This is a genomic window from Pseudomonas congelans, assembly GCF_900103225.1.
Lineage (GTDB): Bacteria > Pseudomonadota > Gammaproteobacteria > Pseudomonadales > Pseudomonadaceae > Aquipseudomonas > Aquipseudomonas congelans.
The window spans coordinates 242,819-257,119 of record NZ_FNJH01000003.1; the positions used below are offsets into that span (position 1 = coordinate 242,819).

Annotated in this window: 14 protein-coding genes; 10 read left to right on the plus strand and 4 right to left on the minus strand. The window is 58.9% G+C overall.

The annotated features are described in order from the left end of the window. Positions 1-63: 63 nt before the first annotated feature. Positions 64-369 (minus strand): hypothetical protein, encoded by a 306-nt coding sequence (locus BLR20_RS12370; RefSeq protein ID WP_010433566.1) that lies wholly within the window; start codon positions 367-369, stop codon positions 64-66. Between the two features lie 751 nt (positions 370-1,120). Between BLR20_RS12370 and BLR20_RS12375 the strand changes: the two genes are divergently transcribed. Continuing rightward, positions 1,121-2,485, plus strand: a complete 1,365-nt coding sequence (locus BLR20_RS12375; RefSeq protein ID WP_162235664.1) for a DNA recombination protein RmuC — start codon at positions 1,121-1,123, stop codon at positions 2,483-2,485. Positions 2,486-2,684: 199 nt separating this feature from the next. Further along, complete coding sequence (locus tag BLR20_RS28250) at positions 2,685-2,810, plus strand: PA1414 family protein (protein ID WP_103359380.1); 126 nt, start codon at positions 2,685-2,687, stop codon at positions 2,808-2,810. Positions 2,811-2,905: 95 nt separating this feature from the next. Here the strand turns inward: BLR20_RS28250 and BLR20_RS12380 are convergent, their stop codons facing one another. Beyond that, entirely contained in the window at positions 2,906-3,202 is a 297-nt protein-coding gene (locus BLR20_RS12380) for a hypothetical protein (RefSeq protein WP_054993557.1), read from the minus strand. A gap of 225 nt (positions 3,203-3,427) precedes the next feature. Here BLR20_RS12380 and BLR20_RS12385 point away from each other — a divergent pair, with 225 nt between their 5' ends. Continuing rightward, a complete protein-coding gene (locus tag BLR20_RS12385) occupies positions 3,428-4,027 on the plus strand; it encodes a tRNA-uridine aminocarboxypropyltransferase (RefSeq protein WP_054993527.1) in 600 nt (199 codons plus the stop codon). A gap of 100 nt (positions 4,028-4,127) precedes the next feature. Next, positions 4,128-5,087 (plus strand): DMT family transporter, encoded by a 960-nt coding sequence (locus BLR20_RS12390; protein ID WP_054993528.1) that lies wholly within the window; start codon positions 4,128-4,130, stop codon positions 5,085-5,087. 20 nt (positions 5,088-5,107) lie between these two features. Here the strand turns inward: BLR20_RS12390 and BLR20_RS12395 are convergent, their stop codons facing one another. Beyond that, on the minus strand, positions 5,108-5,722 hold the full coding sequence (locus BLR20_RS12395) for an NAD(P)H-dependent oxidoreductase (protein ID WP_054993529.1): 615 nt from the start codon (positions 5,720-5,722) through the stop codon (positions 5,108-5,110). Further along, positions 5,715-7,109, minus strand: coding sequence for a class II fumarate hydratase (locus BLR20_RS12400; RefSeq protein ID WP_054993530.1), 1,395 nt, complete (start codon positions 7,107-7,109; stop codon positions 5,715-5,717). The genes BLR20_RS12395 and BLR20_RS12400 overlap by 8 nt, the downstream gene beginning before the upstream one ends. A gap of 169 nt (positions 7,110-7,278) precedes the next feature. Between BLR20_RS12400 and BLR20_RS12405 the strand changes: the two genes are divergently transcribed. From BLR20_RS12405 to BLR20_RS12430, 6 genes are all read left to right on the plus strand, one after another. Then, positions 7,279-7,806: a DUF2059 domain-containing protein gene (locus BLR20_RS12405; RefSeq protein ID WP_003314637.1), complete on the plus strand. Its 528-nt coding sequence runs from the start codon at positions 7,279-7,281 to the stop codon at positions 7,804-7,806. Positions 7,807-7,821: 15 nt separating this feature from the next. Further along, the gene (locus BLR20_RS12410) at positions 7,822-8,115 is read left to right on the plus strand and encodes a BolA family protein (RefSeq protein WP_054993531.1); all 294 of its coding nucleotides are present in this window, start codon (positions 7,822-7,824) and stop codon (positions 8,113-8,115) included. A gap of 187 nt (positions 8,116-8,302) precedes the next feature. Next, complete coding sequence (trhO, locus tag BLR20_RS12415) at positions 8,303-9,241, plus strand: oxygen-dependent tRNA uridine(34) hydroxylase TrhO (RefSeq protein WP_054993558.1); 939 nt, start codon at positions 8,303-8,305, stop codon at positions 9,239-9,241. A 3-nt stretch (positions 9,242-9,244) separates the two neighbouring features. Further along, entirely contained in the window at positions 9,245-9,877 is a 633-nt protein-coding gene (locus BLR20_RS12420) for a DsbA family protein (protein WP_032661176.1), read from the plus strand. Next, positions 9,870-11,696 carry an ABC transporter ATP-binding protein gene (locus BLR20_RS12425; RefSeq protein ID WP_054993532.1) on the plus strand — a complete coding sequence of 609 codons (1,827 nt, stop codon included), beginning with the start codon at positions 9,870-9,872 and terminating at the stop codon, positions 11,694-11,696. Before BLR20_RS12420 ends, BLR20_RS12425 begins: the two co-directional genes overlap by 8 nt. 123 nt (positions 11,697-11,819) lie before the next feature. Further along, positions 11,820-14,282 (plus strand): EAL domain-containing protein, encoded by a 2,463-nt coding sequence (locus BLR20_RS12430; RefSeq protein WP_010433594.1) that lies wholly within the window; start codon positions 11,820-11,822, stop codon positions 14,280-14,282. The last annotated feature ends 19 nt before the right edge of the window (positions 14,283-14,301 follow it).

Genomic DNA, 14,301 nt, shown 5'->3' on the forward strand with positions numbered 1-14,301 from the left:
GGTACTAACGGCGGCGATATTACCCGCCTCATCAGGACATTGCAAGTGGCAGTGAATAAATCTTCACCAATGCCCTGCCAGGCGATAGATCAGCACGGTGACTGACGCAACCATCGAGCAGCCCAGCAGGTAGGCAGTGATGGTAAGCCGCAGCGACCTGCGGCTTTCGATGGCGCGCATGATATCGCCTGTCGCGTTGATACGCCCGTTGCTCAAGTCACTGCAGATGATCAGCATCAGGGCGATCGCTGACAGCAGCACGCTGTAGGCGAACACGCCGCCGTCCGGGGGTGGCAGTACGATACTGACTGCCAGGGCGACGAGGCAAACGGCCAACAATAGCAGGAAGAACTTGGCTATCTCCTTCATGGATTCCTTCACTGAATCGTTGGTAAATTAGAGTGGGGGTGCATTTTTGGCAGTGCTTGGACCGCAAAATGTGCAATTTGTCGCCCGCTTCGCTTTGTTGCCCTGAATAATGCGCGAAATGCGTCGTCACACATCTCTAACCAGAAACTGAAAACCTGCTGAAAGCCTTGTATTCATTGAGAATGCGATGCAATTGGACATGCAATATATGATGCATGAAATGACGAAAAACGGCCTTGAGGATGAGTTGTGCACATTAGCGGCACAAGCTGCCACATCACTGTCACAAGCGCAGCTAAGGGTTTGATTTATGATGGTGAATTATTAAGTCAATGAAAAACATCGTTTTTTTTAGCTGGTGAAAAAATCGTCAGTTTGAGCGCAGGCCCCATCCTGCTTGCGTTTGCGGAAGTTAAAGGGGGGTTGTCCACTGAGTTATCCACAGCTTCTGTGGATTGTCCCGAGCAAAATGTCCCCCTAATAGGGGCTGTGTGCTTTGCTGAAAACGCGTACAATCCGTTCCCCCGATTTGCCCCCGCCTGTTGATCCCGTCTCACCCGAGACTATGTTTCTGCTGCACTATCACGCTCTACCCAATCTGCCGCTGGCTTTATTATTCAGCCCGCATGGAGTCTTTATGGCACTGGACCTGAACAGCTTGTTACTGGGGCTTGCCGCAGCAGCGTTGCCCTTGCTGGCCCTGCTCTGGCATCTGCAGCGCCGCATGGCTGCTCGGCAGGCTGAGAGCGCACTGCTCGATGAGCGTCTGAGCATGGCGCAAATGGCACAGGAAGGTCTCAATGCCCAACTGGATGCATGCCGTGACGAAGTCAGCGACCTCAGTCAGGCCAACGCTGCCAAGCAGGCTGATCTTGCGGCGTTGCGCCGCGAGGTCGAGTTGCTGCGCCAGGAAAGCGATAGCGCCCGCGAAACGGCACAGGGCTGGAATCATGAGCGTGCCGCCAGAGAGGCAGAGTTGCGTCGTCTTGATGCGCAGTGTGCAGCGCTTAACGCTGAGCTGCGTGAACAGCAGGATGGCCATCAGCAGCGCCTGAACGATCTGCAGGGTTCCCGGGATGAGCTGCGCGCGCAGTTCGCCGAGTTGGCGGGCAAGATTTTCGATGAGCGCGAGCAGCGCTTCGCCGAGACCAGTCAGCAGCAGTTGGGCCAATTGCTCACGCCGCTCAAGGAGCGTATCCAGTCGTTCGAAAAGCGTGTCGAGGAAAGTTACCAGAACGAAGCGCGCGAACGCTTTTCCCTGGCCAAGGAACTAGAGCGTCTGCAGCAGTTGAATCAGCGTTTGAGTGACGAGGCGACCAACCTGACACGCGCCTTGAAGGGGCAGAAGACCCAGGGCAACTGGGGCGAGCTGATTCTGGAGCGTGTGCTGGAGCATGCCGGGCTTGAAAAGGGCCGTGAGTACCAGACGCAAATCAGCCTCAAGGGGCCGGACGGCGAGCGCTTTCAGCCTGACGTGTTGATCATGTTGCCGGGCGACAAGCAGGTGGTGGTCGACGCCAAGGTCAGCCTGACGGCTTACCAGCAATATGTGTCTGCCGATGATGAGGTCATTGGTCAGGCTGCGCTGAAGCAGCACGTCCTGTCGTTGCGTAACCATGTCAAAGGCTTGTCGGGCAAGGATTACAAGCGTCTCGAGGGGCTTCACAGTCTGGATTTCGTTCTGCTTTTCGTACCGATCGAAGCAGCCTTCTCTGCCGCCTTGCAGGCCGAGCCGAACCTTTTCCAGGAAGCCTTCGACCGCAATATCGTGATTGTCAGCCCCACGACCTTGCTTGCCACCTTGCGGGTAATTGACAGCCTGTGGAAGCAGGAGCGTCAGAGCCAGAACGCCCGTGAGATTGCCGAGCGGGCAGGCTGGCTTTATGACAAGTTCGTGTTGTTCATCCAGGACCTGGATGAGGTAGGCAACCGCCTGCAGCAGTTGGACAAGGCCTATTCGGCAGCGCGCAACAAGCTGACGGAAGGGCGCGGCAACCTGATCAGCCGCAGCGAACAGCTCAAACTGCTGGGCGCGCGGGCCAGCAAGAGTCTGCCCGCCGATCTGCTGGAACGGGCGATGACCGATAATGATGGCCTGATCAGCCCGCCTGACTGAGCCGTAGGGCTCGTCGGCGTAATGTTCAGTAACAGGCCGTCCGTCGCAAAGACTAGAAGCGATCCTGCACAAATGTCACATTGACTCCATCGGGAAAATTGTTTCCCGGTGCACTCGGCTAACAGTTCATTTGCTTCTATGATCTCTAGTGAGTGATGAGTACGGATCGACTGCCGAGTATTTCCCTCAAGGGGGCTCTATGAATAGCAAACTGCAAGAATGGCTCCACGATGTAGGCGTTGCATTGGGTTTGATAGAACGCCCAAAACTGCAACCGATTCCGGTTCGTGCCGATGATGATGATCGTCGCCGCCAGCGCCGGTAAGCCTCTCGCCTGACCCCTGGCCACAGGGTAATGCGCATGTTGAATTTCGTCGGGGCGCACCGGGCGTCCCGATATCCCGATAAAAGGGCCTGCTTTCAATGCTGATGCCCTGGCCCTTTCTCCGACTTTGCCGATCCCTTTTTCGTCTCCTGCAAAATCAGCTTGATGATCCTGTGCAGCGCAAACTGCTCAGGTCTGGCGATTGCCTGTCTCCTGATGGCTTCAGGCAGAGTGAAATCGAAGGCTGCCTCCAAAGCGAGGAAAAAGCGCTCGATATCATCGTCATCAAGGGCCAGATCGATGAGCGTGGCGTCATCCTGAATGGCGCTCTTGTCCACTAGAATGATGCCTAGGGCGTCGAATACCTTTTGCCTGATCTCTTCGCGATTCATGAAAGCCCCTGATGTGGATCTTGTCAGATACAGCAGGCGTACTTCATTTCTCCAGCCCAGATCCATGAGGCTAGCTCAAATCGCTCTTGCAGCTAGGGATTGCTCCGCCGTTACGGTGATGATTTGTTTAAAATGCCTGGCTGTTCGACAGGCGGTTTGCGACAACGCTGATTCGTCGCGCAGCGCAGCCTCTTTAACCTTGTGAGATTGACCGAGTACAGATCGATGTCCCGCGCCCGTTGTGAACGTTGTCTGCGTCCTGCCACGCATTGTCTGTGCGCCCTGATTCCCCGGCTGGACAGTCGCACGCGGGTATTGATCCTGCAGCATCCCGATGAAGTCGGCCACGCCTTGAACACTGCGCGACTGGCCGCGCTAGGCCTGGTCAATGCGCAGTTGGTGGTGGGCGAAGTGTTCGATGATCTGCAAGCGCTTCTGAATCTGCCGGGCTATCAACCGCGATTGCTGTTTCCGGGTGACGCTGCGCAGACGTTGACGCCCTATGCTCAGGATTCGCTGCCCATGCTGCTGGTCGTGCCGGATGGCACCTGGCGCAAGGCGCGCAAATTGCTGCACCTCAACCCCTTGCTCGCCGAGCTGCCTAGGGTGACGCCGGGCGCCGCGCCTGTTTCGCGTTATCGCTTGCGCAAGGCGCCGGGTCCGGAGGCTTTGTCGACGCTCGAGGCCATCGTTCATACCTTGCAGACGCTGGAAGCACCTAACTCGTTCGAAGCGTTGCTGAAGCCGTTCGACGCGTTGATCGAAGGTCAGATTCAGGCAATGGGCAGTGAGACCTACCTTCGCAATCACGGCGGCCAAAGTTAAAGAACAAAATTCGCGCCGTTAACTGCGCCCAGCTGTAACTGTCGCTTTGCCGATCAGCGCCTAGAATGAGTGTTCTGTTCTATCTCTTGCGGAAGTTGCGATGCACATCTCGTCTGGTCGCTGGGTCTATGGCCTTTGTCTGTCACTGTTGACCGCGCTGCTGTGGGGCATTTTGCCGATCAAGCTCAAGCAGGTGCTGCAGGTGATGGATCCGGTGACCGTGACCTGGTTCCGCCTGGCTGTGTCCGGGGCGCTGTTGTTTATCTGGCTGGCGTCGGTCAGGCGCCTGCCCAGCTTCAAGTTACTGGGGCGCAAGGGCAGGGTGCTGGTCGGTCTGGCGGTATTCGGTCTGGTCGGCAACTATGTGCTGTACCTCATAGGCTTGCGGCTGCTGAGCCCGGGTACCACGCAATTGCTGGTTCAGGTCGGTCCGATTTTTCTGTTGATCAGCAGCATCTTTCTGTTCAAGGAGCGTTTCAGTCTGGGACAGGGCATCGGCCTGATGGTGCTGTTGGTGGGCTTCGGGTTCTTTTTCAATCAGCGTCTGGTGGAGCTTTTCACCTCGTTGGGCGATTACACCCTGGGCGTGCTGGTGGTGCTCCTGGCCTCGACCATATGGACGTTCTACGGGCTGAGCCAGAAGCAGCTTCTGACGGTATGGAATTCGCTGCAGGTGATGATGGTGATCTACCTGTTTTGCGCCCTGTTGCTCACGCCGTGGGCACACCCCGCCGAGGCTTTGCTGCTGAGCCCGTTGCAAGGCTGGCTGCTGCTGGCTTGCTGCCTGAATACGCTGGTGGCCTACGGCGCCTTTGCCGAAGCGCTGGCGCACTGGGAGGCCTCGCGAGTCAGTGCGACGCTTGCGCTGACGCCCTTGGTCACGCTGACCGCTGTGGCGGTTGCCGCCTGGCTGTGGCCGGATTACGTGCAGGCTGAAGAGTTGAACACGGTGGGTTACGGGGGTGCGCTGCTGGTGGTGACCGGGTCGGCGCTGACTGCGCTTGGCCCTTCGCTGGTCGCCGGCCTCAGGGCACGCAAGGCCCGGCTGGCGCAGGCCTGAATGGCGGAGGCTCGAGCCGATCAGCGCCTGCCCAGGCCCTGCGCCTGAATAATCCATTCCTGACGCTGCTGTTCGCTGGCACTGTGCACCGGTGCGAACTCGGTCAGGCGTTTGGTCTTTATCCCGCAAAAATCGAGAATGGTGCGCACCATCTGCCGGTGCGCTGGCGCGCCGTAAATCCAGTGAAAATAGCGCGGCGGTGTGTCCATGGCGACCAGCAGTTCCGCCGTCCGGCCCCGGAGCAGTTCATTGGATGAGTGCTTGCGGCCATGCACCTTGAACGCAAAACCGGGTGTCAGTACCCGGTCGAAAAAGCCCGTCAGCAATGCCGGCAAGCCGCCCCACCAGACCGGATAAACGAAGACCAGATGCTCGGCCCAGTGAATCTGGCGCTGAGCTTCGAGCAGATCTGGCTCAAGTGTCTGTGTCTGATCGTAGCCGTTGTGCAGAATCGGATCGAAGTCCAGTTCGCCGAGCTTGATGACCCGCACCACATGCCCTTCACCGCGCGCCGTCTGCGCATAGGCGTCACCCAAGGCATGACAGAAACTGATGGCCTTCGGCGTGCCGTAGACCATCAGGATTCGTTTGCCATTCCCTTCCAGTGGCGTTGCGCCGCTTCTGGCATCAGCCATTACTGCCTGCCTCGAGCATTTTGTCCGGCCGCACCCAGGCGTCGAACTCTTCATCGGTCAGGTAACCCAGCGCCAATGCCGCTTCGCGCAAAGTCAGGCCCTCGGTGTAGGCTTTCTTGGCAATCTGCGCCGACTTGTCATAGCCGATATGCGGATTGAGTGCGGTGACCAGCATCAGGCCGCGCTCCAGGTGCTCGGCCATTTTTTCGCCATCCGGCTCCATGCCCGCGATGCAGTGTTCGTTGAAATTGCTGCAGCCGTCGGCCAGCAGTCGAATCGACTGCAGAACGTTATGAATGATCACCGGCTTGTACACGTTCAGTTGCAGGTGACCCTGACTGGCGGCGAAGCCGATGGTCACGTCGTTGCCCATGACCTGACAGGCGAGCATCGACAAGGCCTCGCACTGCGTCGGGTTCACTTTGCCGGGCATGATCGAGCTGCCTGGCTCATTGGCGGGCAGTCTGACTTCTGCCAGCCCGGCACGCGGGCCTGAGCCCAGCAGGCGCAGGTCGTTGGCGATTTTCATCAGCGTACCGGCCAGCGTCTTCAATGCACCGGACAACGCTGCAAGTGGCTCATGACCGGCCAGCGCGGCGAACTTGTTGGGCGCGGTGACGAACGGCAGGCCGGACAGCGCAGCCAGTTCTGCGGCAATGGCCTCGGCAAAGCCTTTGGGTGCATTGAGCCCGGTGCCGACTGCCGTCCCGCCCTGAGCCAGCTCGTAGACGGCGGGCAGGGCAGCGCGAATGGCCTTTTCAGCGTAATCGAGTTGCGCGACAAACCCCGACAGCTCCTGGCCGAAGGTAATCGGCGTCGCGTCCATCATGTGCGTGCGCCCGGTCTTGACCAGCTTCATGTGCCGCGTGGCCTGTTCGGCCAGCCCGCTGGACAGTTCGGCGATGGCGGGCAGCAACTGCTCCTTGACCGCTTGGGCAGTGGCGATGTGCATGGCCGTCGGGAAGCAGTCATTGGAGCTTTGCGAGCGGTTGACATGATCGTTGGGGTGGACTGGCGACTTGCCGCCCCGACCCTGGCCAGCCAGTTCGTTGGCGCGGCCCGCGATCACCTCATTGACGTTCATGTTGCTTTGCGTGCCACTGCCGGTCTGCCAGACCACCAGCGGAAATTGCGCGTCATGCTGACCGTCGAGCACTTCGTCGGCAGCCTGCTCGATCAGGCGGGCGATGTCGGCAGGCAAATCGCCATTTCGATCGTTGACACGTGCAGCGGCTTTCTTGATCAGGGTCAGCGCGTGCAGGACGGGCAGCGGCATTCGCTGGTCGCCAATCGCAAAATTGATCAGTGAGCGTTGGGTCTGCGCGCCCCAGTAGGCATCTTCGGGGACTTCGATCGGGCCAATGCTATCGGTTTCGGTGCGGCTCACTGTTCTTACTCCTTTAAGTGCGTTGCAGGGTTAGGTGTCCATATGCCCACAGGGTTCCCGCGCAGTGCTTTTTAACCGCTGGGTGAACCGGGGGTTGAGCCAAAAGCCCAGATAAGCGCAGAATGGTCGGCCCTGGGGTAATGCCTCGTTTGCTAGATAAGGAAACTCGATGACCCGTCTTCGTGCCATTTGTACCGCGGTAGCCCTGGTCTGTGCCAGCGGCCAGGTCTTCGCCGACACCGCCAGTCACAACGCGAGCGCCGAAACGTTCCTGAAGCTTGCCAACGCCGATCGCCTTGGCGCTCCGGTCTACGCTCAGGTTCAGCAGATGTTCGCTCAGCGTTTTGCTGAAACCAAGGCACCTGCATCGAAAAAAGCCCTGCTTGAAACCTATCAGGCCAAGGCCAACACCGCTCTGGACCAAGCCATTGGCTGGAACAAGCTCAAGCCCGAGATGGTCAAGCTGTACACCGCCAACTTCACTGAAAGCGAGCTGAAGGATCTGGTTGCGTTCTACCAGTCGCCACTGGGCAAGAAAGTGATGACCAAAATGCCTGAGCTGGCTCAGCAGTCGGCCCAGCTGACCCAGAGCAAGCTGGAAAGCGCTGTTCCGGTCGTCAACAAGCTGCTGGCTGACATGACTGCCGAACTGGAACCTGCCAAGGCAGCTGCTCCGGCTCCGGCCAAAAAGCCCTGACAGGCGATTTCCATCATGACCATGCAACAACGAATCGAGTCGGCGCTTGCGCTGCTGCAACCGCACCATTTGCAAGTGCTCGACGAGAGTCATATGCACAGTCGTGGTCAGCAGACCCATTACAAGGCTGTTCTGGTCAGTGATCAGTTTCAGGGCCTGAATTCGGTCAAGCGGCACCAGAAGGTTTACGCCACGCTGGGGGCGCTCATGGGCGAGTTTCATGCACTGGCGTTGCATACCTACACGCCTGAAGAATGGTCGAAGGTCGATGCGGCGCCTGCTTCGCCGACCTGCGCCGGCGGGCATTGATCAGGGCTTTTTACTGATCCTGCCCCCTTGCCGGGGCGATTGCCCCGCCGAGCTGTCTGCTGTACTCCGGTTTTTGCTAGAATCCGCACCGCGCCGCCTGGCCGGTGCGTTTTTTTGGTCCGCAATTTTTTACCCGGTAGGCCCTTTGCGAGGGTCGCCACTGGAGAAATACATGACTCAAGAGCCGATGACTCAGCCGATCGTCGTGGCCGCGCTGTACAAGTTCGTCACCCTCAGCGATTACGTGGAGCTGCGCGAGCCGCTGTTGCAGGCGATGGTCGACAACGGCATCAAGGGCACGCTGTTGATCGCCGACGAGGGCATCAACGGCACAGTGTCCGGCACTCGCGAAGGCATCGATGGCCTGATGGCGTGGTTGAAGAACGACCCGCGCCTGATCGATATCGACCACAAGGAATCCTACTGCGACGAGCAGCCGTTCTATCGCACCAAGGTCAAGCTCAAGAAAGAGATCGTGACCCTGGGTGTCGAAGGCGTCGACCCGAACAAGAGCGTCGGTACTTATGTCGAGCCCAAGGACTGGAACGACCTGATCAGCGATCCCGAAGTGCTGTTGATCGATACTCGCAACGATTACGAAGTCTCTATCGGCACCTTCGAGGGCGCCATCGATCCGAAGACCACGTCGTTTCGAGAGTTTCCGCAATACATCAAGGCGCATTTCGACCCGGCAGTGCACAAGAAGGTCGCCATGTTCTGCACCGGTGGCATCCGTTGCGAAAAAGCCTCGAGTTACATGCTGGGCGAGGGCTTCGAAGAGGTCTATCACCTCAAGGGCGGCATTCTCAAGTACCTGGAGGAGGTCCCCGAGCAGGAAAGTCATTGGCGTGGCGAGTGTTTCGTGTTCGACAATCGGGTCACGGTTCGCCATGACCTGACCGAAGGCGATTACGATCAGTGCCACGCGTGTCGCACGCCCATCAGTGCCGAGGATCGCGCCAGCGAGCATTACTCGCCCGGCGTCAGCTGCCCGCATTGCTGGGATTCGCTGAGCGAGAAGACGCGCCGCAGCGCCATCGACCGGCAAAAGCAGATCGAACTGGCCAAGGCACGTAACCAGCCTCATCCGATCGGTCGCAACTATCGTTTATCCTCAGAGGCCTGAGCCATGTCTGCCCGCCTGATCTATGTCATGGACCCGATGTGCTCCTGGTGCTGGGGCTTTGCTCCGGTTGCCGACGCGTTGGTGCAACAGGCTCGGGCGGCGGGCGTGCCGCTGCATCTGGTCATGGGCGGGCTGCGCTCCGAAGGTGCTGCGCTGGAGCCGGCCAAGCGGCGTTACATTCTCGAGCACTGGCAGGCGGTCGAAGAGGCCACCGGCCAGCCGTTTCGTCGCGAAGGTGCTCTGCCGGAAGGATTTGTTTACGACACCACGCCTGCCTGTCTGGCCGTCACGGCGGCACGGCAGTTGGACCCGGACCGCGCCTGGGAACTGGTCGGACTGATTCAGCGAGCGTTCTACAGCGAGGCCCGGGATGTGACGCGTCCGTCGCTGCTGGCTGAACTCGCGGAGCAGACGGGGCTGTCGCGTCAGGCATTTGCCGATGAGTTCGAAAGTCCCCAGCGCCAGGCGGCCACTGCCGCCGATTTCGCCTGGGCACAGGATCTGGGCATTGCCGGCTTCCCGACGCTGCTGGCCGAGCGCAACGGTCAGCTGGCGCTGCTGACCAACGGTTACCAGCCGCTGAGCAGCCTTTCGCCTTTGCTGGGTCGATGGCTGGAGCGTGCAGCCAGTGCATGACGAAGCGCCTGAGGCTGGCCGGTCGTCGCACGCTGTTCGCAGTGATGCGCTGAGCTGGGCCGAAATTCGTCGTCTCGCACTGCGGCATAAAAAAGCCCTGTGGCTGGCCAACGGTGTCGCGGTTCTGGCCACGTTGTGCAGTGTGCCTATTCCGTTGCTGCTGCCGTTGCTGGTCGACGAGGTCCTGCTCGGCCGTGGCGATGCTGCGCTCAAGGTCATGGATCATCTGCTGCCTGGCAACTGGCAGAAGGCGGCGGGCTACATTGGCCTGATGCTCTCGTTGACGCTGGTGCTGCGGGTCGGGGCGCTGGTGTTCAACGTTCTGCAGGCGCGGCTGTTCGCCGGGCTGGCCAAGGACATCGTCTATCGTATCCGGCTGCGGCTGATCGAACGGCTCAAGCGCATTTCCCTGCGTGAATACGAAAGCCTGGGCAGCGGTACGGTGACCACGCATCTGGTGACCGATCTGGATACGCTGGACAAGTTCGTCGGTGAAACCCTCAGTCGTCTGCTGGTGGCCACGCTGACACTGGCTGGCACTGCAGGCATCCTGATGTGGATGCACTGGAAGCTGGCGCTGCTGATCATGCTGTTCAACCCGCTGGTCATCCTGCTCACGGTGAAACTGGGCAAGCGCGTCAAGCACCTCAAGAAGCTGGAGAACGACAGCACGTCGCGGTTCACTCAGGCACTGAGCGAAACGCTGGATGCGATTCAGGAAGTCAGGGCGGGGAACAGGCAAGGCTTCTTTCTGGGACGCCTGGGCGTACGTGCGCAGGAAGTGCGTGACTACGCAATCAATTCACAATGGAAAAGCGATGCCTCGGGCCGTGCCAGCGGTCTGCTGTTCCAGTTCGGCATCGATATCTTTCGCGCCGCGGCAATGCTTACGGTGCTGTTCTCGGACCTGTCCATCGGGCAGATGCTCGCGGTGTTCAGCTACCTGTGGTTCATGATGACGCCAGTCGAGCAACTGCTGAACCTGCAATACGCCTACTATGCGGCCGGCGGGGCTCTGACGCGCATCAACGAACTGCTGGCGCGTGCCGACGAGCCGCAATATGCCGGTGGCACCGACCCGTTCGAGGGCAAGGAAACCGTAGGGGTCGAGGTGCGTGGCCTGAGTTTCGGCTATGGCGAAGACCTGGTCCTGGACCAGTTGAACCTGAACATCGCGCCGGGAGAAAAGGTCGCTATTGTCGGTGCCAGCGGTGGCGGCAAGAGCACGTTGGTGCAGTTGCTGCTGGGGCTCTATACAGCCCGTACCGGCGTGATCCGTTTTGGCGGCGTCAGCCAGCAGCACATCGGCCTGGAAACCGTGCGCGAGAATGTCGCCGTGGTGCTGCAGCATCCGGCCCTGTTCAATGACACCGTGCGCGCCAACCTGACCATGGGCCGCGACTGCAGCGATGAAGCCTGCTGGCGCGCACTGGAAGTTGCACAACTCGATCCTGCGATCCGCGATCTGCCACAAGGCCTGGACAGCGTGGTCGGGCGCTCCGGGGTCAGAATGTCGGGTGGCCAGCGCCAGCGCATGGCCATCGCACGCATGGTGCTGTCCGATCCCAAGGTTGTGATCCTCGATGAAGCCACCTCGGCGCTGGACGCTGCCACCGAGTACAACCTGCATCAGGCGCTCGCACGTTTTTTGCGCAGCCGCACGACACTGATCATTGCCCATCGCCTGTCGGCCGTTAAGCAGGCTGACCGGGTACTGGTGTTCGATGGCGGGCGTATCGTTGAAGATGGTGACCATCAGCAGCTGATTGCCGATGGAGGTCTGTACGCCAAACTGTACGGACATTTGCAACAAATCTGATGCGCGAAGCCTCGATCAGCGCACAGGTTGGCTCGATTGCGGGAGAATCACCTGCCATCACGGACGAATTTAGCCTAGTCTTTGCGCTAGACGTTTATTCAGGCATGTGGTGACGTGAAACCCATGAAGCAAGCATGGACCTTCTCCAAGCCCCGTCTGTTGGGCATCGTGTGGCCTTTCATTGCTGTCGCCCTGTTTCAGGCGTTGCTGGGGTGCGTCAGTCTCTACACCATGTCTGCGGTACGCAGCTATGTGGCGGGGGAGAGTCTTTGGTCCAAGGGACAGAAGGACGCCATTCACTATCTGAGCCTGTACGCCAGCCGTCACGATGAGCGTGACTATCTCAAGTATCAAAAAGCCTTTTCCGTACCTCAGGGCGGTCAGGCGCTACGCAAAGCCCTTGATCAGCCCAACCCTTCGCTGGCCGATGCCAGAAGTGGAATCATTCAGGGCGGCAATCACCCGGATGACGTAAACGGCATCATCTGGATGTACCTGAATTTCCACAACTTCAGTTTCATGAAGCAGGTCATTCACTTCTGGGAAGTGGGTGACGGCTACCTCATGCAGCTTGATGAGCTTGCGCGGCATATTCATGAGCGGGTCGTTCAGGGCGCTGTGAGCGCCGCCGAGGTCGATCAATGGCGCGAGCAGATCAATGTCATCGATGAAGGCGTAACGCCTGCTGCGCGCGCGTTCAGTGATGCACTGGGCGAAGGCTCCAGGCTGATCCTCAACCTGTTGATAGCGGTCAACCTGGTGACCGCTGTGGTACTAATTCTCCTGGCGCTGCTGCGGGTGCGACGTCTGATCGTTCAGCGGCGCGTATTTGCCGATGCCCTGCAACTGGAGAAGGAGCGCGCACAGATCACGCTGGAGTCTATCGGCGACGGGGTGATCACCATCGATGTGGCCGGCGCCATTGTTTACATGAACCCCGCCGCCGAGGGCCTCACCCACTGGAAAAGTACTCAGGCCAGCGGGCTTCCCCTGGCGGCACTGTTCAATCTGCTGGATGAAAACGATCAGAAGGACCAGTCAACGCTGGTCGAGCAGATCATCACCGGCAAGCTCAAGGGCGGCAGCGCCAACAGCAAGCTCATTCAGCGGCTTGATGGCAGCACGGTGTCGGTCGCGCTGGTAGGGACGCCGATCTACACCGAAGGCGTGATCAGTGGTGCGGTGCTGGTGCTGCATGACATGACCCAGGAGCAGCAGTACATCGCCGATCTGTCCTGGCAGGCTGCCCATGATCCGTTGACGGGGCTGGTCAACCGCAGTGAATTCGAACGTCGCTTGCAGCGAGTGCTCGATGAAGACTGCGGTCAGGGCCGCAGCCACTGCCTGATGTTTCTCGATCTGGATCAGTTCAAGCTGGTCAATGATACCGGTGGCCATGCGGCGGGTGATGAGCTATTGCGGCAGCTTTGCCGGGACTTGCCGCATGGCTTGCGTGACGGGGATACGCTGGCCCGGCTGGGAGGTGACGAGTTCGGTGTGTTGCTGGTCGATTGTCCTGCCGAAACGGCGCTCGATATTGCCGAGGCGTTGCGCGAAGTGGTGCAGCGTCTGCATTTCATGTGGAAAGGTCGGCCATTCATGACGACCGTCAGTATCGGCCTGGTGCACCTAGGCGATACACCTGCGAGCCTGGAAGGGTCATTGTCTGCCGCTGATATGGCCTGTTACATGGCCAAGGAAAGAGGTCGCAACCGGGTCCAGGCCTATAGCGTGGATGACCTGACGCTGTCGATGCGTTTTGGCGAGATGGCCTGGATACAGCGGTTGCACATGGCAATGGACGAGAATCGCTTTTGCCTTTATGCGCAGGAAATTGCATCGATAAAGGGCGAAGTGGGCGAAGTACGGCACATTGAAATTCTCCTGCGTCTGCGCGACGAGTCCGGGCGAATGGTCGTGCCGGATAACTTCATTCCGGCCGCCGAGCGCTACGGACTCATGACTACGCTGGATCGCTGGGTAGTGCACAATGTGTTCAAAGTCATCGCCCAGTGTCAGAGTGATGATCGGCATCAGGTGCCGCAGGCACTATGTGCTATAAATTTGTCTGGATCGAGTATCGGGGATGATACGTTTCTCGAATACCTGAAACAGCAATTCGAGACGTTTGCGGTATCGCCCGAGATGATCTGCTTCGAGATCACCGAGACCAGCGCGATTGCCGACCTGCAAAGTGCGATCAGATTCATCAACGATCTGAAGGGGTTGGGTTGTCAGTTTTCCCTTGATGATTTCTGCTCGGGCATGTCGTCTTTTGCCTATCTCAAGCACTTGCCGGTGGATTTCCTGAAGATCGATGGCAGTTTTGTAAAGGACATGCTCGACAACCCGATCAACAAGGCGATGGTCGAGGTGATCAATAACATCGGTCATGTCATGGGCAAACGCACCATTGCAGAGTACGTTGAAACGCCGCAGATCGAATCTGCGTTGCAGGAAATGGGCGTGGATTTTGCACAAGGCTATCTGATTTCCCGCCCTGAATTGTTCACTTGCGAGAGTCTTTATATTCAGCCCGTACGGCCTGACCCCCTGATGTTCGGCGCGCCAGGAACGCTACGTTAATCAGTTGAAACCCTCATAA